Origin of the sequence: Micromonospora sp. MP36 (assembly GCF_008119785.1) — a bacterium.
In the GTDB taxonomy this organism is placed as follows: Bacteria; Actinomycetota; Actinomycetes; order Mycobacteriales; family Micromonosporaceae; genus Micromonospora.
In genome coordinates this window covers 1-17,913 of the sequence record NZ_VSFA01000122.1, presented here as the reverse complement: position 1 = coordinate 17,913, position 17,913 = coordinate 1, and the positions used below count along the sequence as shown (strand labels likewise).

Below are 17,913 nucleotides of genomic sequence, written 5' to 3'. Positions count from 1 at the left end.
CTGCTGGCCCCCCGGCCGCCCCCCCCCCACCGATACCAGCAGCGGCGCCGCAACCGCCGACGACCGTCAAGACAGCCTTGACACCAAACCGTGCCCCTACGCCGGGCTGCGCCGCTGGGCGCACATGCTCGGCTTCGGCGGCCACTTCCTCACCAAAGCCCGCCGCTACTCCGTCACCTTCGGCCAGCTCCGCGACACCCGCGCCACCTACCGCCGCACCGAGGACGATGACCCGGCCGACACGCTCACCGTCGGCACCCTCACCTACATCGGGTCCGGCTGGCTCACCGATGGTGACGCACTGCTGGCCAACACCGCCGCCCGGCAGCGACGTGAGAGCAGGCGCGTCGGCCGGGAAGAACTCGCCCACGAAGCCTGGCTCGCCGGGGCCGCCGCATGAGCCACGACCTCACCCCGCGCTGGTACTCCCCCGCCGAGGTCGCCGTGCTGCTCGGCTTCGGCATCTCCAAGGTCAAGATGAAGATCGCCACCGGCGAGCTGCGCTCCATCAAGGACGGCAAGTACCGCCGCATCCTCCCCGAGTGGGTCGACGACTACATCCGCGAACAGGTCGAACGCCAGGAGGCCGCTTGATGCCCGCCCACGCACGAGCTAACGGCGAAGGATCGATCTTCCCGTACCGCAACGGCTTCGCCGCGTACGTCTGGGTCACCAAGCCCGACGGCAAGCGCACCCGCAAGTACGTCTACGGCAAGACTCGCGAGGCCGTCCACGACAAGTGGATCAAGCTGCACCAGCAGGCGAAGCAGGGGCCGGTGGCGACCAGCGTCCCCACGGTCGGCAGCTTCCTGACCTACTGGCTGACCGAGATCATCCAGCCAAACCGGGCACCGTTGACCTACGCGACCTACGAGACGTTCGTCCGCCGCTACATCGCCCCCGGCCTCGGGGCGAAGCGACTCGACCGGCTCCAGTCGCGGGACGTTCAGACGTGGATCAACCAGGTGGCCCGGACCTGCCAGTGCTGCGCCCAGGGCAAGGACGCCGCACGCCGGAAGGAGAAGCGTCGCTGCTGCGCGGTTGGTCGCTGCTGCCAGGCCGTCCCGTCAACCCGCACGGTCAGCGACATCCGAGCCGCACTGCGGGCCGCGCTCACCCACGCCCAGGCCGAAGACCTCATCACCAAGAACCCGGCCGTGCCGGTCACCCTCGCCACGGTCCGCCGCCGCCGGGGCAAGTCATGGTCGAGCGATGAGGCGCGGAAGTTCCTTGAATCTGCCCGCGCCGACGAGGACCTGCTCTACGCCGCCTACGCCCTGGTCCTCGTCACCGGACTACGCAAGGGCGAAGCCCTCGGCCTCACCTGGGAGGACGTCGACCTCGACGCCGGAGAGCTGACCGTCGGCCGCCAACTCCAACGCGTACGCGGGCAACTCCTCCACCGCGACACCAAGACCCAGGCGTCCGACGCCACACTCCCCCTACCCGGCATCTGCCTGACCGCTCTCAAGATCAGGCAAGAACAACATGACGAGGCACGAGCAGCCGCCGGCAACGCGTGGCACGAAACCGGCCTCCTATTCACCACCCGCTATGGCACGCCAATCGAGCCGCGCAACTTCCAACGCTCCTGGCAGACCCGGTGCGAGAAGGCCAAGGTCAAGCCGATCACCGTCCACGACGCCCGCCGTACCTGCGCCACGCTCCTGGCCGACCTCGACGTCCACCCGAGAGTCGCCATGCAGGTCCTCCGGCACGCCCGCTTCTCCGTGACGATGGAGATCTCACACAGGTATCGACGAAGGCGACCAGAGACGCTCTCAAACGCCTCGGTGACTCACTCGGCCGCTGACGGGACTGCTGTACAAAGCTGCTGTACGCAAGCAGAAAGGCCACCTCCCGAACCCGGGAAGTGGCCTTTGACCTGCGTGGGCGATACTGGGATCGAACCAGTGACCTCTTCGGTGTGAACGAAGCGCTCTCCCGCTGAGCTAATCGCCCTCAGCGCCGATGACTCTACCTGATCGACAGTGCGGACCAAAAACCCGGGGGTCAGTGCGTCGCGAGGTAGTGCAGGGCCCGGGCGACCAGGTCGATGCCGAGGCTGTACTTGAGCGACAGCCACACCACCACGCTCACGAACACCAGCCCGACGGCGCCGAGCACGAACCGCACCGGCAGCGACTGGCTGGTCGCCCAACGTGTCCAGGCCTGCACGTTGCGTCGAGTGAAGGCGAGCAGCTGGCGGGCCCAGTGGAACTCGACGGCCCAGACGCCCAGACCGGCGATCACCAGCAGCCAGCCGGGGCCAGGCAGCGGGATCAGGGCGATACCGACGGTGACGATGATCGCGCCGACGATCGCGATGAAGACCTTGAGGGTGATCCGACCGGTGGGGTTGGCGCGGATCAGGTCGAGGGTGGTGTGCACCCGGGTCCGCCAGCCGCTGCGGCGCCGCTCGGCGACAGCGCTGCCGGCACCGCCGCCGGGGGCGTCGCCGGTACGCCGCGGACCGCCCTCCACTGGCACCTCGTACCCCCGCCTTTCGGCTGCTCGGGCCGCTCCTTTCGGCGGGTCGGCCGTGGTCCTCGGCTCCACCGAGGAACCCTTCGTGACCATTTCCACCCCCAGTGTCGCGCGCGACCGTCACCCCTGCTGAGGACTGGACGTTACCGGAGTAAGTCGACGACTGAACCACCCGTTGCCGGGCGGGACGACGGACTGGGCAGAAGAGGGAATCCTACAAGAATTTTCACATTCTCGGAGGCGTTTCCGACCCCCTTCCCACCACTGGGTGAAGTCAGCGTATGGCGGAGCGTAGCCAGGAGTAGCGGCTGAGTATGGGAAAAGCGGGACACGCGCGTTCCGCAGCGGTGCCGGGGGGAGAACGTCCATGAGTGTCATCCGACCGACGACCGTAGAGGTCGAGACGTCGCTAAGGCTCGTCGCGCCTGACGCCACCGCCTTGCCGGTGCGTGCCAGCTTGCGTTACGACCCTGCTGACCCGTATGCGGTCCATGTCCTGTTCCACGCCGAATCTGCCGGCGGCGAGGCGGTGAGCTGGTCGTTCGCTCGCGAACTGCTGGTCACCGGGCTCGACGAGCCGGCCGGCATCGGCGACGTTCGGGTCTGGCCGTGGGCCACGCCACGCGGCGACTTCGTCGCGCTCGCGCTGTCGTCCCCGGACGGCAACGCCCTGTTCGAGGTCCCACGCAGCGTCCTCGTGCGCTTCCTGCGCCGGACCTACGTCGTCGTCCCGCGCGGCCGTGAGGCCGAGCACCTGGACGTCGATACGGCGGTCAACCGGCTGCTCGCCGGCCGCTGACGACGCACGCCGGGGCCGCGCGGATCTGCCGAGTCCGCGCGGCCCCGTCCGTCCCCATTCGGGTACGCCGTCCGGCCTGCCCGATTCAGCCGTGGGTGGTGATTCCGCCGTCGACCGGGATAACCGCGCCGGTGAGGTACGCGCCGGCGCGCGACGACAGGTAGATGGCGGTGCCCGCCATGTCCTCGGGGCGGCCGATCCGGCCCAGCGGCACCTGCTGCTCGATCGCTGCCCGGGAGGCCGGGTCGTCCAGGGCGAAGGCCATCATCTTGCTCTCGAACGGCCCCGGGGCGATCGCGTTGACGGTGATCTGCTCGCCGGCGAGCTGGTGGGCGAGGCTGCGGGTGAGCATGTGCACGGCTGCCTTGGTCGCCGAGTAGGCGTACACCTCCATCCAGGGCACGCGGAGGCCGTCGATCGACCCGATGTTGATCACCCGGGCGGGGTCGTCGGCGCTGGCTGCCGCGCGCAGCGCCGGCAGCAGCGCGGTGGTGAGCCGGAAGACGGCCTTGACGTTGACCGCCCAGAGCTTGTCGAAGGCGCTCTCCGGGTACGCCTCCAGCGGCGCGCCCCAGGTCGCGCCGGCGTTGTTGACCAGCACGTCGAGTCGGTCGGTGCGCTCCCGCACGGCGGCGGCCAGCCCCAGCGCGCCCTCGTCGTGGCTCAGGTCGGCGGGGATCGCCTCGCACTGCCCGGCGGCGGACAGTTCCCTGGCCACGGTCTCGCAGACGTCGGCCTTGCGCGAGGAGATGATGACCTTCGCGCCGGCCTCGACGAAGCCTCGGGCGATCATCAGCCCGATCCCTCGGGAACCGCCGGTGACCAGGACCGTCTTGCCTTCGACCGAGAACAGATCCGTCATGCCCATCCCATCGCGAGTCGGCGGGGCCGCGGGGTCGTCCGTCGACCCAGGCGCTACCGATCGGTAACCTAACCGCCCCGCCTTCCCGGCGACAAGACCCGCCCGGTCGGGTGAAACCGCCGAGGTGCAAGGTGCGCCGGGCGGGGTTAACGTCGGGGACGATGGTCACTACCGGTCAGCTCTCCTCGGCAACCCGGACCGACCTGTCCGCCTCCGGGTACGCAACCGACGACATCCGCACCGGGCCTCTCGCCGACCTCGCGCCCGGGTCCGGCTGGCCCCGCCCGGTCCTGCTGGACACGGATCTGCTGATCCTGGTCAACAGCGGTCACGGCACGGCCGAGCTGGACTTCCGGGCCCTGCCCTGCCGGCCCGGCACTTTGCTGCACGTCCGCTCCGGCCAGGTGCTGCGTTGCCTCGGCCCGCACCTCGACGCCACGGTGGTGTGCTGGGGCGCCGGGACACTGGGCGGCCTCGACGTCGACCCGGACGCGGTGCCGGCCTACCGGCAGCTCGCCGGGGAGGACGAGGACGCGGTGATCAGCGAGGTGACCCAGCTGGCGGTGGACGCCGAACGGCACGCCGGGGTGCCCGCCGCCGCCGCGCTGCTCCGCCACCAGCTCGCGGTGCTGCTGCTGCGGCTGAGCCTGCTGCCCGCCGGGGCGGAGCGGCAGCCGCCCCGGGCGGAGACGGCGACCTTCCACCGGCTCTGCCGGGAGGTGGAGCGCGGCTACCGGCACACCCGCCGGGTGGAGGACTATGCGGCCCAGCTCGGCTGCTCCGTGCGTACCCTCACCCGGGCCTGCCTGGCGGTGACCGGCCGTAGCGCCAAGCAGGTGATCGACGAGCGGGTGGCGTTGCAGGCCAGCCGGCTGCTCGCGGCCACCGACGAGCCGATCGCCCGGATCGGGCGTCGGCTCGGCTTCCCCGAGCCGACCAACTTCGGCCGCTTCTTCACCCGCGAGGTCGGGGTGAGTCCCGGCGCGTTCCGGGCCGCCCGGGAGCGGCCGCTGCCCGTCCGGATGGTGCGTCCCCGCCCGCCCGCCGACTCCCCCGCCCGCGCAAACCGGGCATGATGGCAGCGTGCAGATCTCCGCGCGCGGCGACTACGCGGTCCGGGCCGCACTGAGTCTGGCCACCGCGTACCCCACCCTGCTGTCCACCCAGGCCATCGCGGCCGAACAGGACATGCCCCGCAAGTTCCTCGAAGCCGTCCTGGCCGACCTGCGCCGGGCCGGCATCGTGCGCGCCCAGCGCGGCGCCGAGGGCGGCTACACCCTGGCCCGGCCGCCGCGGGACGTCACCATCGGGCAGGTGCTGCGCGCCGTCGACGGCCCGCTTGCGGGGGTACGCGGGCTGCGCCCCGAGGAGACCCGCTACGAGGGCGCGGCGGAGAACCTGCCCCGGCTCTGGGTGGCCGTCCGCGCCGCCGTGCGGCAGGTCGTCGACGAGGTGAGCCTGGCCGAGATGGCCAGCGGCAAGCTGCCCAACCACGTCCGCAAGCTGATCGCCCGCCCCGACGCCTGGGAACCCCGCTGACCGGCGCCCGCGGGTGGCTCTTCGCGGCCTCGGCGGGTCGCTCTTTCCGCGGATCTGTTCGCGACCATGTGGGCGGGTGCGGTCACCACGGGGACGGCCACGGCCCGTACGCGGTGGTGCAGCCGCCGCGGTGGTGCGGCAGCGGGTCGCCGTCCGGTCCGGCGCCGAAGGCCAGGGGCGCGCCGAGCACGATGGTGTGATCGCCGGCCTCGATCCGGCGGACCACCGTGCAGAGCAGCACGGCGAGGGCGTCGCCGATCAGCGGCACCCCGAACGGGCCGGTGTCCCAGCCGGGGTGGGCGGCGAACCGGTCGATGCCGCCGGCGGCGAGGATCCGGGCGGCCTCCTGCTGCTCGGCGGCGAGCAGGTGCACGGCCAGGTGCTCGGCGCGGGCCATGGTGGGCCACCTCGACGATTCCCGGCCGAGGCGGAACGACACCAGCGGCGGATCCGTTGACACCGAGGTGAACGAGGTGGCGGTGAAACCGGCGGGCGGCAGCGACGGCAGGTGCCGGCCGGCGGACAGGCCGGGCGCGGTGACCACGGTGAGCGTGGACGCCTGCCGGCGCAGCAGGGCACGGAGCGAGTCCTGGTCGACGGGGCGTAGCTCGACGGCGCCGGGCCGGTCCACGGTGGTCACGATCAGCGCCTCCAGTTCGTCGGCGAGGGCCTGGTCTTGGGCTTGCGTACCCCGATCAAAGGGGTCGTTACTGGGCAGCACCTTGACCAGGTCGGGTCACGGTGCGCCGGCGACGGGAGGTGGCTGAGATGCGACGGCAAGCGGAACCGGAGGAACGGGGTCAGCTCAACAGAGCGCGCTCGCGTGCCGGACCAGGTCGACGTGCACGCGAGCGGTGAGCAGAAGCTCGTCCCGCTGCGACATGACCTCATGTTGCCGACCGTTCTCCGGGCCGGTCAACGCCCTTCCACACAGTGAGACCCACGTCGCCTACATCGCCAGATGCAGCCTCCACCAGCATTTACCACTCCGTAACACCTACCGCTTGGATAGAGATTTTGGCGGGCGGGAGCCCTACCGTCCAGTGCGGATCCGGGCCGGTTTCACAAACCGCCGATCCGGGCATGTTCCAGCCCGCAGAGGCAGGGATGGAGGGAGCCAACGATGGGCATCGTGTTCCGCAAACGGCAGAAGTTCGGCCCGCTGATCCTCAACTTCACCGAGAACGGCTTCTCCTCGTGGAGCATCAAGATCGGCCGATGGTCCTGGAACTCGCGTACCCGGGCACACCGGGTGGACCTGCCGGGGCCGCTGTCGTGGAAGCAGGACAAGTCGCGGGCGTGACGCCCCGAGGTCGAGCGGGGTGCCGGTGAGCCACCGGCACCCCGCCCGGCGTCCGGGCGCCTTTTTGCGTTCGTTCCGAGGAACCGGCCGCCGTCGCGGCGGAGAATCGCGGCATGACGGACGGGGCCTATCGGCGGGAAAGACTGCGGGCGCTGCTCGCCTGCCTGCTGCTGGTGGTCGCGTACTTCCTCGTGCCGCTGGCTCCCGACCCGAACCCGGCCCGGCTGGCGCTGCGCGCGGCGGGCACCCTGCTGGTGGTGGGCACCGTCGCCACCCTGGTCACCCGCCAGGTGCGCCGGCAGCTCACCACCCCGGCCGGCGGCCCGCAGGCCCGTACGCTGGCCCAGCTCGTCGTCGGCCTGGTCGCCGGCCTGCTCGTCTTCGCCCTGGCCGACTACATCATCGCGGCCAACGCGCCCCGCCAGTTCTCCGGCCTGTCGACCCGGGTGGACGCGCTCTACTTCGCGCTCACCACGCTGACCACCATCGGCTACGGGGACGTGCACGCGCAGGGCCAGGTCGCCCGGGTGGTGGTCTGCGTCCAGATGCTGTTCAGCATCGGCGTGATCGCCACCGGGGCGTCCATCGTGGTCCGGCAGCTCACCCAGCTGCGCCAGCCGAAGCGGTGACCAGCACGTCGCCGCCGAGCCGGCCGTGTTCGGGCTGCCGGGTCACCGCCCCCGTGGTGAGCAGCGAGGCCAGTGCCCGGTTCGCGTCGGCGGCCCGGTAGACCGTCGAGGTGGCCGCGAAGCGGCGCAGCTCGGTCACCGTACGCGGGCCGGAGCGGGTGAGTTCGGCGAGCAGTTCGCGGCGCAGCGGGCCCGGCTCGGGTTCGAGGGTGATGTCGAGCAGCCGCCCCGCCGGGTCGGCCGGGTCGCGGTAGCGCACCCCGGCGTACTCGTCGACCGCCCAGAGCGCGTCCTTCACCGCCTCCAGGCTCCGGTCGGAGGCGGTGGCGTAGCCGAGCAGCCGGGCCGGCGTGTCGTCGGCGGGCACCAGTTCCACCTCGGTGACCAGCGGGAACCCGGCCGCGGTCAGCGCCGGCCGCAGGGGCCGGCCCGGCGTGGTGATCAGGAGCAGCTCGGCCGGGCGGCCGGACGCGGCGGCGGCCAGCACGGCCGGGTCGGGGTCGCCGCCGTCGACCACGGTCAGCAGCGGGGCGCGCGCCGCGCCGGCGGCCTTGAGCGCCACCGGCAGCCGGTCCGGATGCCCGGGCACCACGTGCACGGCCACGTCGGCCGGCAGGGCCGCCTCGGCCGCGCCGAGCCGGGCCGGCAGCTCCGCGCCGCCGTCGGCGAGCACCAGCACGGTCAGCCGCCGGCCGCGCAGCCGGTCGGCGAACTCGGCGACCACCCGCAGCGCCTCCGCCGCGCCGCTGGTGTCGCCGCCGGCGTACGCGAGGGCGAGGGTGGCCCGCCGGGAGCGGTGCAGCGCGGTCGGCAGCCAGTGGTCGAGCTGCCGGACGAGCAGTTCGCGCAGGACGACGTCGATCGACATCCTGCCGTTCTACCGCATGGACGGCTCAGGCCGGGATGGAGATGCCGACCCCACCGCGGGTCTGGCCGCCGTAGCGCTGCCGCTCCCGGTCGAGGTCGAGCCGGCCGATCCGCTTGCGGGCGGCGAGGGCGCCCTCGTCGAGCAGGTCGGCGGGGACGATCCAGACGATCTCGAACTCCAGCCCGTCCGGGTCCCGGCCGTAGAGGCTCTTGGTGGTGCCGTGGTCGGAGGCACCGACCAGGGCGTCGGCCGCGGCCAGCCGCTCGGCGGTGGCGGCCAGCTCGTCCAGGGTGTCGAGCTCCCAGGCCAGGTGGTAGAGGCCGACGGTGGCCCGGCCGGCGGGCGACGGGCCGGCGGCCGCGCCGATCTCGAACAGGCCGAGGTCGTGGTCGTTGGTGGAGTCGGGCGCCTGGAGGAAGGCGGCGCCGCGGAAGCCGTCCGGGGTCATCGGGACCGGGCGGAAGCCCAGCACGTCGCGGTAGAAGGCGACGCTGCGATCGAGGTCACGGACGTAGAGGACGGCGTGGTTGAGGCGGTGGATTCCCATGACCCGACGGTAGCGCGAATTGGTTGAGCGTTCAACGGTCGCGGTATGATGCTCATCATGACCCGGTGGCTGGACCCCGACGAGCAACGGACCTGGCGCGCCTTCCTCACCGCCTCCCGGGCGCTGATGGACACCCTCGACCGCGAACTGCAACGCGACGCGGGCATGCCGCACGCGTACTACGAGATCCTCGTCCGCCTCTCCGAGGCCCCCGACCGGCGGCTGCGGATGAGCGAACTGGCCGACGCCACCGGCTCCTCCCGCAGCCGGCTCTCCCACGCCGCCACCCGGCTGGAGGCGGCCGGCTGGATCCGCCGCGAGGAGTGCCCCACCGACCGGCGCGGACAGATCGCCGTCCTCACCGACGCCGGCTTCGCCACCCTCGCCGCCGCCGCGCCCGGCCACGTCGAGGGAGTACGCCGGCACCTGTTCGACGCGTTGAGCCCCGGGCAGGTCGACCAACTGCGGCGGATCAGCGAAACCCTGGCCGACCACCTGACCGAATCCTGACCAAACTGATCCACTTCGGGACTTGTACTTACCGTCGCCGGATGAGCACGATGGGGCGTGACCTCCGGCTTCGCTGACCTGACTGTCCAGGCCCACCACCTGGTGTCCGAAGGCGACCTCGCCGGTGCCCAGCGGCTGCTCGCCGACGCGCTGACCGACGCCGATCCGCGTCCCGCCAACGCCTCCCCGGAGCTGGCCGAGGCCGCCGGCCTGCAGGCCCGGGTGCTGATCGCGCTCGGCGAGCCACACTCGGCGCGGGGCTGGGCCGCCTTCGCGTACGCGGCGGCCACCCGGCTGTACGGCCGCTCCGACGAGCGCACCGTCACCGCCGCCGCCACCCTGGCCGCCGTGCTGCACCGGGTGGGCAGCGAGGCACGTGCCGCCCGGCTCTACTCCGAGGTCATCATCGAGCTGACCGCCCGCAACGGGCCGGAGTCGCAGCGGGTGCTGGCCGCCCACGCCGACCTGGCCACCGTGGAATACGCGCGCGGCCAGTGCGACGTCGCCCGCGACCGGCTGCAGGACGCCTGGGAGCTGCACCGCGAGGTGTACGGCGACGCCCACCCCAGCAGCATCAAGATGCTGGCCAAGCTCGGCGCGATGGAACGCGACTGCGGCCGGTACGCCGAGTCCCACGAGCACCTGGCGCTCGCCGAGGAGCTGTGCCTCCAGCACCTGCCCGCCGACGACCCGCTCGCCGCGCAGGTGGCCGGGCTGGCCCAGGCCGCCGCCGACCCGGAGCACGTCTGCGCCGAACCGGAACCGCCCGCCGGGACGCCGCCGGTCGTGCCGGCCGCCCGGGTCCCCCCGCCCGCCGAGGGGCCGCCCGAGCCGGCCCTGCCCGAGCCGCCGCTCTACCACCCGCCGGACCGCACCGAGGGCGGGCGCCCGAGCGTGCCGACCCCCCGGACGCCACCCGAGGCCGCCGACGAGCCGTTCGACGGCTACCCGTGGCCGCCGGACCAGCCGGCCGAGGAGCCCTGGCGGCCCGGGGAGAGCGCGCTGCCCCCGACCGTGGTGGGGCTGACCGACGAAGAACCCGAGGGCGTACGCCGGGTGCCCCGGGCCACGGAACCGGAGGCGCCGTCGCGCCACCTGCCGGTGCACGTGCCGCAGCCGCCCGCCCCCGAGGGCCGGAACATCCCGTGGCTGCCGCTGGTGGTGGCCGGGGTGATCGTGGTGCTGCTGCTCGGCACGATCGCGGTGGTCGCGGGCGTGTCCCGGATGGACCGGTCGCGGGAGACGCCGGGCCCCTCCCCCACCACCGGCCGCGCCCCGTCCGGCGGCACCCCCTCCGGTACGCCGAACGCCGCGCCCGCCGCCTCCCCCGGCACCCCGCCACAGCAGTTGCGGCTGACTGACCGGCGGGACAGCATCCTGCTGAGCTGGACGTACCCGGCCGGGGCGGAGGGGCCGGTGGTGGTCGCCGGGGGCCGCACGGGGCAGCCGCAGCACACCTTCGTCGAACTGCCCGCCGGCACCGACAGCTACATCGCCTACGGGCTCAGCCGCAGCACCGACTACTGCTTCACCGTCGCGCTGGTGTGGTCCACCGACACGGTGGCCCGGGCCCCCTCGGTCTGCACCCACCGCGGCTGACCCCGCACGGGCAGGTCGGTCAGTCCGCCTCCGGGTCGAGCAACGCCGGCAGGCGCACCGTCACCCGCAGCCCCGGCCCGGCGTCGGTCGCCGGGTCCGCCGGCCCGGCATCGGCGAGGTCGACGCTGCCGCCCGCCCGGCGGACCAGTTCGCGCACGATGGCCAGGCCCAGTCCGGCGCCGCCGGCGTCGCGCGCCCGGGCGTCGTCCAGGCGGGTGAACCGGGCGAAGACCCGCTCCCGGTCCGCCGCCGGGATGCCGGGTCCGTCGTCGGTCACGGTCACCAGGTGGTACGCCCGTTGCCCCGGCCCGGCCCCGCGCTGCCCCGGCACCGGCGGGTCGGGGTGCGGTCCGGTGACGTCGAGCCGCACCTCGCCGCGGGCGTGCCGCAGCGCGTTGTCCACCAGGTTCGCCAGCACCCGGCGCAGCTCCCCCGGGTCGCCCTCGGTCCAGAACGGCCCGGGCGGCGGCGCCAGGCGTACCGGCGGGGAGGGGTAGCGGTCGGCGACCGTGCCCAGCAGCTCGCCCAGTTCCACCGGGCCCACGATCCGCGTCGGGGACCCGTCCCGCCGGGTGGCCTGCTCGTCGACCCGGGCCAGCAGCAACAGGTCGTCGACCAGCCGGCTCAGCCGGTCGGTGTCGGCGAGCAGGTCCTCCGCCACCGCCGGCCAGTCCGTCCCGCTGCCCAGCCGGCGGGCCACCTCCAGCTCGGTGCGCATGTTGGCCAGCGGACTGCGCAGCTCGTGCGCGGCGTCGGCGACGAAGGCCCGCTGCCGGGCCCGGGCCGCCTCCAGCCGGTCCAGCATGTCGTTGAGGGTGACCGCCAGCCGCTGGATCTCGTCCCGGGCGGCCGGTACGGGCAGCCGCCCGGGCCCGGCCCGGCCGGTGATCTCGGCGGCGCCGCGGCGCAACGCCTCGACCGGGCGCAGCGTCGCGCCGATCACCCGCCAGGCGACCACGGCGAGCCCGGCCACCAGCAGCGGGAAGCCCACCAGCAGCAGGGTCCGTACGACGTGCAGACTGTGCCGGACGTCGGTCATCGACTTGGCGACCAGCACGGTGAGCGGGTCGGCCGAGGTGCCCGCCGGCACGGTCACCACCCGTACCGGGCCGGTGAGCCCGACCCGCCGGCCGTCCACAACGAGGCGCTGGCGCTGCCCGGCGTGGAGCTGGTCGGGGCGGAGCATCGGGACCAGCCGGTCGGCGTCGATGGAAGCGGCGCGGACCCGGCCCTGCCCGTCCACCACCTGCACCCGGAGCTGCCCGCCGGCGACCGGCAGCGGGTCGGGCAGGGCGGCGGAGGCGCCGAGCAGCGCCACCGCGTCCGCGGTCCGGAACGCCTCGGCGTCGACCGTGCGCTGCAGTGTCCAGCCGAGCGCGCCGAGCAGCACCATCCCGCCGAGGGCCAGCCCGACACTCAGCCCGGCCACCCCGATCACCAGCAGCCGGGCCCGCAGGCCGAGGCTGGGCAGCCACCGGCGCGGGGCGGTCATGTGGCGAGCCGGTAGCCGGCGCCGCGGACGGTCTCCAGGCGCTCGCGGCCGATCTTGCGGCGCAGGTAGCCGACATAGACCTCGACGGCGTTCGGGGCCGTGTCGAGGCTGGCGTCCCAGACGTGGTCCAGCAGCTCGGTCTTGGAGACCACCTGGCCGGGGCGGCGCATCAGATAGTCGAGCAGGGCGTACTCGCGGGTGGTCAGGGCGACCTCGGCGTCGGCCCGGGTCACCCGCCGCCGCGCCGGGTCCAGGCGCAGGTCACCGACCGTGAGCACGGTCGGGCGCTCCGGCGCGCCGCGGCGCAGCAGCGCCCGCAGCCGGGCCAGCAGCACCACGTACGAGAACGGCTTGGTGAGGTAGTCGTCCGCCCCGCAGTCCAGCCCGTCGGCCTGGTCGTACTCGCCGTCCTTGGCCGAGAGCATGAGCACCGGCAACCAGTGCTCCTCGGCCCGCAACCGGCGCACCACCTCGTACCCGGACAGGCCGGGCAGCATCACGTCGAGGATCATCGCGTCGTAGCCGCCGTGCCGGGCGGCGTCCAGCCCGGCCGAGCCGGTGGACTCGACGTCCACCGCGAAACCCTCCGCCTGGAGCCCCCGGCGCAGCGCGGACGCAAGCCGCGTCTCGTCCTCCACCACCAGCAACCGCACGGTCCAAGGGTGCCACCCGGGTGACACCCCTAGGTAATCTCCTCAGCGCCCTCACAGCGACCGTCCTGCACCATTACGGTCAGGAGGTGTCCATGATGTCCGTACTGAAGAACCGTGCCGTGCTGCGCTGGCTGGTCCCGGTGACCGCGGGGGTCGCCGTGGTCGGGGGCGGCGCCGCGATCGGCACGTTGGCCGCCGGGGCCGACCCGGCCCTGCCGCCGCGTACCGCGGCGCAACTGCTCGACGACCTGCGCTCGTCCCGCCTGGACGGGCTCTCCGGCACCGTGGTGCAGCGCGCCGACCTCGGGCTGCCGCCGATCGCCGACCTGGCCGGCGCGGCCAGCGGCAACGAGCTGGCCAGCCTAATCACCGGCACGCACACCGTGCGGGTCTGGTACGCGGGCCCGGACCGGCAGCGGCTCGCCCTGGTCGACACCCTCGGCGAGCGGGACCTGCTGCGCAACGGCCGCGACGTGTGGTCGTGGAGCAGCCGGACCAACACGGCGTCGCACCGGACGCTGCCGGCGGACGAGAAGACGCTGCCGTCCGCGCCGGCCACCCCGGCGGACGCCGCCGACAAGGCGCTCGCGGCGATCGACCCGACCACCGCGGTCACCGTCGGCCGCACCGCCAGGGTCGCCGGGCGGGACGTGTACGAGCTGGTGCTGACCCCACGCGACAAGGACTCGCTCGTGCACCAGGTGCGGGTCGCGCTGGACGCGAAGGAGCACGTGCCGCTGCGGTTCGAGGTGCTCGCCGACGGCGCCGACGAGCCGGCGTTCGAGGTGGCGTTCACCCAGGTCGACTTCCGCACCCCGGACACGGATCAGTTCCGGTTCAACCCGCCGCCGGGCGTGACGGTCACCGAGGAGAAGGCGGATGCGTCCGGCCCGAGCCGGCAGCACCGGCCGGACGGCGACCGGCGACCGGACGGCGCGGACGTGCGTACGGTCGGCACCGGCTGGACCACGGTGGTGGTGGCGAAGCTCGACGCGGCCGGCCTGGCCGGCGGCCGGGCAGCCGACCCGGCGGCGCGCGGCGCGGGCCAGGGCGGGCCGGCGGCCGGCGCCGACGCGGTCACCGGGCTGCTGGGCGGGCTGCCGAAGGTGAGCGGCGACTGGGGCAGCGGCCGGCTGCTGACCGGAAAGCTGTTCAGCGTGCTGCTCACCGACGACGGCCGGGTGCTGGCCGGCCTGGTCACGCCCGAGCGGCTCTACCAGGCGGCCAAGGGCTGACCGGGGAGGGCGAACCCTGATCAGGGGTCCGGACGGCGGAAGCCGGCCGGGCCCCTGATTCGTGTGCGGAGGAAACGCGATGTGACGCGGCCGGGTTCGCTTGGCCCGGCGGCGGGCCAGGCAGTATCTTTCTCAGTTCAAACACAAAAAGGAACGGCCCATTTGAGCCATTCCTGACGTGATTTTAGCTAATGAGGAGCCGGCTTGTCAATGCACTCCGACGTATCGGGTGAGCTGGATCAGGGCGACGAGATCGGGCGCGAGCAGGAGTACGTCTCGATGCTCTACGACCGGCTGGACGGCCTGCGCGAGCAGGCCGCCCGGCGGCTCACCGAGGAGCTGCGGAACACCGGCGGCACGCAGCAGGCCCGCTCGCAGCGCGACTCCACGGTCCGGATGTACGCCGACCAGGTCGAGCAGTACTCCGCGGTGGAGGCCGGCCTCTGCTTCGGCCGCCTCGACGGCGACGACGGCTCCCGCCGCTACATCGGCCGGATCGGCATCTTCGACACCAGCGGCGACTACGACCCCCTGCTGATGGACTGGCGGGCCCCGGCGGCCCGGGCGTTCTACCTCGCCACCGCCGCCAACCCGCAGGGCGTACGCCGGCGCCGGCACCTGCGGACCCGGGAGCGGAAGGTCACCGCGCTCAACGACGAGGTGCTGGACATCGCCGCCGCCTCCCCGACCGCCCACGAGGAGCTGACCGGAGAGGCGTCGCTGCTGGCCGCGCTGAACGCCGGCCGTACCGGGCGGATGCGCGACATCGTCGAGACCATCCAGGCCGAGCAGGACCGGATCATCCGCGCCGACCTGCCGGGGGTGCTGGTGGTGCAGGGCGGGCCCGGCACCGGCAAGACCGCGGTGGCGCTGCACCGGGCCGCGTACCTGCTCTACACGCACCGGCAGCAGCTCTCCACCCGCGGCGTGCTGCTGGTCGGCCCGAACGCCACCTTCCTGCGCTACATCTCCCAGGTGCTCCCCGCGCTGGCCGAGACGGGTGTGCTGCTGCGTACCCAGGCCGACCTCTTCCCCGGCGTGCAGGCCCGGCGCACCGAGCCGGCAGAGACCGCCGCGCTGAAGGGCCGCCTGGTGATGGCCGAGGTGCTGGCCAACGCGGTACGGGACCGGCAGTGGGTCCCCGACGAGCCGCTGGAGATCGAGCTGCCGCAGCGCGAGATCCTGACCCTCGACCCGACCGTCGTCCGGGAGGCCCGCGACCGGGTCCGCCGCGCCGACCGGCCCCACAACCTGGCCCGGGCGCTGTTCGACATCGAGATCGTGCACGCGCTCGCCGACCAGGTCGCCGAGCGGATCGGCGCCGACCCGCTCGGCGGGGAAAACCTGCTCTCCGAGGCCGACCGCGCCGAGATCCGCCGGGAGCTGCGGGAGGAGCCCGAGGTCCGGGCCACGCTGGACGAGCTGTGGCCGGTGCTCACCCCGCAGCGACTCCTCGCCGACCTGTACGCCACGCCGGAGCGGATCGCCGCCGCCGCGCCGATGCTCACCGAGGCCGAGCGGGCGATGCTGCACCGCGAGCCGGGTGGCTGGACGCCGGCCGACGTGCCGCTGCTGGACGAGGCGGCCGAGCTGCTGGGCGAGGACGAGCGCGCCGCCGCGGCCCGCCGGGAGCGGATCCGCTCGCTGCAACGCGAGTACGCCGAGGGCGTGCTGGAGATCGCCCGGGGTTCCCGCTCGATCGACGTCGAGGACGAGGCGGACGGCGGCGAGATCCTCGGCGTCACCGACCTCATCGACGCCGACCGGCTGCTGGAACGGCAGGAGGAGTCCGACCGGCTGACCACCGCGCAGCGGGCCGCCGCCGACCGGAGCTGGGCGTTCGGGCACATCATCGTCGACGAGGCGCAGGAGCTGTCACCGATGGCGTGGCGGCTGCTGATGCGCCGCTGCCCGAGCCGGTCGATGACCATCGTCGGGGACGTGGCGCAGACCGGCGCCCTCGCCGGCACGCCGTCCTGGTCGGAGGCACTGGCCCCGTACGTGGCGGACCGGTGGCGGTTGACGGAGCTGACGGTCAGCTACCGGACGCCCGCCGAGATCATGGCGGTCGCCGCGGACGTGCTCACCGCGATCGACCCAGCGCTGCGCCCGCCCCGCTCCGTACGCGCCAGCGGCGTGCCGCCGTGGGACCGAACCGTGGACGCGGATCGGCTCGCCGCGGAGCTGGTCGCGGCGACCGCTCGGGAGGCGGTGGGGCTGGCCGACGGGCGGCTCGGGGTGATCGTGCCGGCCGGCCGGGTGGCGGAGCTGGGCGGCGCGGTGACCGCCGCGCTGCCGGAGGCCGCCGTCGGCGAGCAGCCGGAGCTGGCGAACCGGGTGGTGGTGCTCACCACCGAGCAGGCCAAGGGCCTGGAGTTCGACTCGGTGCTGGTGGTGGAGCCGGAGCGGATCATCGCCGAGTCACCGCGCGGCCACAGCGACCTCTACGTCGCCCTCACCCGCGCCACCCAACGCCTCGGCATCCTCCGCACCCCCTGACACCCGCACCACTCTCCGGTTGATCATGAGGTTGACGGCGATCTCGATCTCCACGAGTGCCGCCAACCTCATGATCGACGGGTGGTGACGCTGCCGGTCAGCCTGGGTGGGGTCGTTCGTCGGTGAAGTTGCCGACCTGACTGCCGGAGCTGGACGCGTCACTGGTGGAGCCGCCGGCCGGGGTGCTCAGGCCGCCCGTGGTGGCGTCGCCCGTGGTGGTCGGGGCCACCGTCCCCCGGTGCCGCTCGGGCTGCCGGGCCAGCCGGCGGGCGCTGGCCGGGCCGGCCGTGCCCCCGGTCGTGGTGACCGCGCCCTGACCGCGGGTCGGGCCACCGTCGCGCAGCACGGTCGGGTCGACCGGGACGTGCGCGGGATCGTCCGGGTCTTCCTCCTGGATCACCCGCAGCACATCGGTCTGCGGCACGGTGACCTCGTCGACCGCGCCCTTGCCGTACACACCGCCGGCGATCCGGTCCTCGGCCCGCCGGGCGGCCTCCTGCCGCATGTCGTCCTCACGCACGTGAACCACCTCGCAGCGTTCTCGGGATCTTTGTTGCGTGCCCGGCGGCCGGCCGTCCAAACCCCGCCCCCATCGTCCGCCCGGCTTCACCGGAGCGTCGCCCGCCTGGCTCCGGCAGAACCCGGCATACTGCCACAGGCCGGACGCCCGACCCTGCAACGTCGGTACGGACTCAGCGTGGTCCCGTACACCGCCAACGACGCGGCGGTGATGCGGCGGGTCATCGACCTCGGCGTGGACGGCCTCAGCGCCGACCCGAACCTGCTGATCCCGGTGGCCACCCCCGAACGCCTGCGCTGATGCGACCCGGCCCCGGGAGACGCCCTCCCGCCCCCGGGCGGCGGTTCCTCCCCCGGGGCCCCGGGAGACGG

Annotated in this window: 21 protein-coding genes, 1 tRNA gene and 1 pseudogene; 13 read left to right on the top strand and 10 right to left on the bottom strand. The window is 73.6% G+C overall.

Annotated elements, in window-relative coordinates; all coding sequences use genetic code 11:
• The 3 genes and pseudogenes from FXF52_RS36090 to FXF52_RS36080 form a co-directional block, all read left to right on the top strand.
• On the top strand, nt 1-400 hold a 400-nt coding region (locus tag FXF52_RS36090; RefSeq protein WP_370518072.1), incomplete at its 5' end, for a replication initiator.
• The gene (locus FXF52_RS36085; protein WP_089007694.1) at nt 397-594 is read left to right on the top strand and encodes an excisionase family DNA-binding protein; all 198 of its coding nucleotides are present in this window, start codon (nt 397-399) and stop codon (nt 592-594) included. The genes FXF52_RS36090 and FXF52_RS36085, both read left to right, overlap by 4 nt.
• Nucleotides 594-1,813, top strand: a pseudogene (locus tag FXF52_RS36080) (tyrosine-type recombinase/integrase). Before FXF52_RS36085 ends, FXF52_RS36080 begins: the two are co-directional and overlap by 1 nt.
• Before the next feature lie 77 nt (nt 1,814-1,890).
• On the opposite strand, the gene FXF52_RS36075 reads toward FXF52_RS36080, so the two are convergent.
• Both FXF52_RS36075 and FXF52_RS36070 read right to left on the bottom strand, forming a co-directional pair.
• Nucleotides 1,891-1,962, bottom strand: a tRNA-Val gene (locus FXF52_RS36075).
• 51 nt (nt 1,963-2,013) lie between these two features.
• Entirely contained in the window at nt 2,014-2,484 is a 471-nt protein-coding gene (locus FXF52_RS36070) for a TIGR02611 family protein (RefSeq protein ID WP_370518071.1), read from the bottom strand.
• A 370-nt stretch (nt 2,485-2,854) separates the two neighbouring features.
• On the opposite strand from FXF52_RS36070, the gene FXF52_RS36065 reads away from it, so the two are divergent.
• On the top strand, nt 2,855-3,286 hold the full coding sequence (locus FXF52_RS36065) for an SsgA family sporulation/cell division regulator (protein WP_007457244.1): 432 nt from the start codon (nt 2,855-2,857) through the stop codon (nt 3,284-3,286).
• Between the two features lie 85 nt (nt 3,287-3,371).
• On the opposite strand, the gene FXF52_RS36060 is transcribed toward FXF52_RS36065, so the two are convergent.
• Nucleotides 3,372-4,148 carry an SDR family oxidoreductase gene (locus FXF52_RS36060; RefSeq protein ID WP_148804141.1) on the bottom strand — a complete coding sequence of 259 codons (777 nt, stop codon included), beginning with the start codon at nt 4,146-4,148 and terminating at the stop codon, nt 3,372-3,374.
• A 161-nt stretch (nt 4,149-4,309) separates the two neighbouring features.
• Between FXF52_RS36060 and FXF52_RS36055 the strand changes: the two genes are divergently transcribed.
• Both FXF52_RS36055 and FXF52_RS36050 read left to right on the top strand, forming a co-directional pair.
• Nucleotides 4,310-5,224: an AraC family transcriptional regulator gene (locus tag FXF52_RS36055; protein WP_148804139.1), complete on the top strand. Its 915-nt coding sequence runs from the start codon at nt 4,310-4,312 to the stop codon at nt 5,222-5,224.
• 7 nt (nt 5,225-5,231) lie between these two features.
• Nucleotides 5,232-5,687, top strand: a complete 456-nt coding sequence (locus FXF52_RS36050; protein WP_148804137.1) for an Rrf2 family transcriptional regulator — start codon at nt 5,232-5,234, stop codon at nt 5,685-5,687.
• Nucleotides 5,688-5,769: 82 nt separating this feature from the next.
• On the opposite strand, the gene FXF52_RS36045 is transcribed toward FXF52_RS36050, so the two are convergent.
• Together FXF52_RS36045 and FXF52_RS44280 are read right to left on the bottom strand one after the other, a co-directional pair.
• Nucleotides 5,770-6,327: a flavin reductase family protein gene (locus FXF52_RS36045; protein ID WP_148804149.1), complete on the bottom strand. Its 558-nt coding sequence runs from the start codon at nt 6,325-6,327 to the stop codon at nt 5,770-5,772.
• Nucleotides 6,328-6,492: 165 nt separating this feature from the next.
• Nucleotides 6,493-6,570 carry a putative leader peptide gene (locus FXF52_RS44280; RefSeq protein ID WP_349881247.1) on the bottom strand — a complete coding sequence of 26 codons (78 nt, stop codon included), beginning with the start codon at nt 6,568-6,570 and terminating at the stop codon, nt 6,493-6,495.
• A gap of 240 nt (nt 6,571-6,810) precedes the next feature.
• On the opposite strand from FXF52_RS44280, the gene FXF52_RS36040 reads away from it, so the two are divergent.
• A complete protein-coding gene (locus tag FXF52_RS36040; protein ID WP_148804135.1) occupies nt 6,811-6,990 on the top strand; it encodes a DUF4236 domain-containing protein in 180 nt (59 codons plus the stop codon).
• A 113-nt stretch (nt 6,991-7,103) separates the two neighbouring features.
• Nucleotides 7,104-7,619 (top strand): potassium channel family protein, encoded by a 516-nt coding sequence (locus FXF52_RS36035; RefSeq protein ID WP_148804133.1) that lies wholly within the window; start codon nt 7,104-7,106, stop codon nt 7,617-7,619.
• Here FXF52_RS36035 and FXF52_RS36030 read toward each other — a convergent pair.
• Both FXF52_RS36030 and FXF52_RS36025 read right to left on the bottom strand, forming a co-directional pair.
• The gene (locus tag FXF52_RS36030) at nt 7,591-8,487 is read right to left on the bottom strand and encodes a hypothetical protein (RefSeq protein ID WP_148804131.1); all 897 of its coding nucleotides are present in this window, start codon (nt 8,485-8,487) and stop codon (nt 7,591-7,593) included. The two genes, FXF52_RS36035 and FXF52_RS36030, sit on opposite strands and share 29 nt — an antisense overlap.
• A gap of 25 nt (nt 8,488-8,512) precedes the next feature.
• Entirely contained in the window at nt 8,513-9,034 is a 522-nt protein-coding gene (locus tag FXF52_RS36025; RefSeq protein ID WP_148804129.1) for a VOC family protein, read from the bottom strand.
• A gap of 48 nt (nt 9,035-9,082) precedes the next feature.
• Here FXF52_RS36025 and FXF52_RS36020 point away from each other — a divergent pair, with 48 nt between their 5' ends.
• Together FXF52_RS36020 and FXF52_RS36015 are read left to right on the top strand one after the other, a co-directional pair.
• Nucleotides 9,083-9,544: a MarR family winged helix-turn-helix transcriptional regulator gene (locus FXF52_RS36020; protein WP_148804147.1), complete on the top strand. Its 462-nt coding sequence runs from the start codon at nt 9,083-9,085 to the stop codon at nt 9,542-9,544.
• Between the two features lie 57 nt (nt 9,545-9,601).
• A complete protein-coding gene (locus FXF52_RS36015; protein WP_148804124.1) occupies nt 9,602-11,143 on the top strand; it encodes a tetratricopeptide repeat protein in 1,542 nt (513 codons plus the stop codon).
• Nucleotides 11,144-11,162: 19 nt separating this feature from the next.
• Here the strand turns inward: FXF52_RS36015 and FXF52_RS36010 are convergent, their stop codons facing one another.
• Nucleotides 11,163-12,635, bottom strand: a complete 1,473-nt coding sequence (locus tag FXF52_RS36010; RefSeq protein ID WP_148804122.1) for an ATP-binding protein — start codon at nt 12,633-12,635, stop codon at nt 11,163-11,165.
• On the bottom strand, nt 12,632-13,288 hold the full coding sequence (locus FXF52_RS36005; RefSeq protein ID WP_148804120.1) for a response regulator transcription factor: 657 nt from the start codon (nt 13,286-13,288) through the stop codon (nt 12,632-12,634). Before FXF52_RS36005 ends, FXF52_RS36010 begins: the two co-directional genes overlap by 4 nt.
• Nucleotides 13,289-13,383: 95 nt before the next feature.
• On the opposite strand from FXF52_RS36005, the gene FXF52_RS36000 reads away from it, so the two are divergent.
• A complete protein-coding gene (locus FXF52_RS36000; RefSeq protein ID WP_148804145.1) occupies nt 13,384-14,523 on the top strand; it encodes a sigma-E factor regulatory protein RseB domain-containing protein in 1,140 nt (379 codons plus the stop codon).
• Between the two features lie 210 nt (nt 14,524-14,733).
• A complete protein-coding gene (locus tag FXF52_RS35995) occupies nt 14,734-17,022 on the top strand; it encodes an ATP-binding domain-containing protein (protein ID WP_187413919.1) in 2,289 nt (762 codons plus the stop codon).
• A 97-nt stretch (nt 17,023-17,119) separates the two neighbouring features.
• On the opposite strand, the gene FXF52_RS35990 is transcribed toward FXF52_RS35995, so the two are convergent.
• On the bottom strand, nt 17,120-17,542 hold the full coding sequence (locus tag FXF52_RS35990; protein ID WP_148804116.1) for a hypothetical protein: 423 nt from the start codon (nt 17,540-17,542) through the stop codon (nt 17,120-17,122).
• A gap of 177 nt (nt 17,543-17,719) precedes the next feature.
• On the opposite strand from FXF52_RS35990, the gene FXF52_RS43565 reads away from it, so the two are divergent.
• On the top strand, nt 17,720-17,842 hold the full coding sequence (locus FXF52_RS43565) for a hypothetical protein (protein WP_255472726.1): 123 nt from the start codon (nt 17,720-17,722) through the stop codon (nt 17,840-17,842).
• The last annotated feature ends 71 nt before the right edge of the window (nt 17,843-17,913 follow it).

Coding starts and splice junctions, on each gene's coding strand:
- FXF52_RS36055 (WP_148804139.1), top strand. CDS start 4,310: ATGGTCACTACCGGTCAGCTCTCCTCGGCAACCCGGACCGACCTGTCC.
- FXF52_RS36020 (WP_148804147.1), top strand. CDS start 9,083: ATGCTCATCATGACCCGGTGGCTGGACCCCGACGAGCAACGGACCTGG.
- FXF52_RS36085 (WP_089007694.1), top strand. CDS start 397: ATGAGCCACGACCTCACCCCGCGCTGGTACTCCCCCGCCGAGGTCGCC.
- FXF52_RS36025 (WP_148804129.1), bottom strand. CDS start 9,034: ATGGGAATCCACCGCCTCAACCACGCCGTCCTCTACGTCCGTGACCTC.
- FXF52_RS44280 (WP_349881247.1), bottom strand. CDS start 6,570: ATGTCGCAGCGGGACGAGCTTCTGCTCACCGCTCGCGTGCACGTCGAC.
- FXF52_RS36010 (WP_148804122.1), bottom strand. CDS start 12,635: ATGACCGCCCCGCGCCGGTGGCTGCCCAGCCTCGGCCTGCGGGCCCGG.
- FXF52_RS36040 (WP_148804135.1), top strand. CDS start 6,811: ATGGGCATCGTGTTCCGCAAACGGCAGAAGTTCGGCCCGCTGATCCTC.
- FXF52_RS36000 (WP_148804145.1), top strand. CDS start 13,384: ATGTCCGTACTGAAGAACCGTGCCGTGCTGCGCTGGCTGGTCCCGGTG.
- FXF52_RS36035 (WP_148804133.1), top strand. CDS start 7,104: ATGACGGACGGGGCCTATCGGCGGGAAAGACTGCGGGCGCTGCTCGCC.
- FXF52_RS36030 (WP_148804131.1), bottom strand. CDS start 8,487: ATGTCGATCGACGTCGTCCTGCGCGAACTGCTCGTCCGGCAGCTCGAC.
- FXF52_RS36065 (WP_007457244.1), top strand. CDS start 2,855: ATGAGTGTCATCCGACCGACGACCGTAGAGGTCGAGACGTCGCTAAGG.
- FXF52_RS35995 (WP_187413919.1), top strand. CDS start 14,734: ATGCACTCCGACGTATCGGGTGAGCTGGATCAGGGCGACGAGATCGGG.
- FXF52_RS36060 (WP_148804141.1), bottom strand. CDS start 4,148: ATGACGGATCTGTTCTCGGTCGAAGGCAAGACGGTCCTGGTCACCGGC.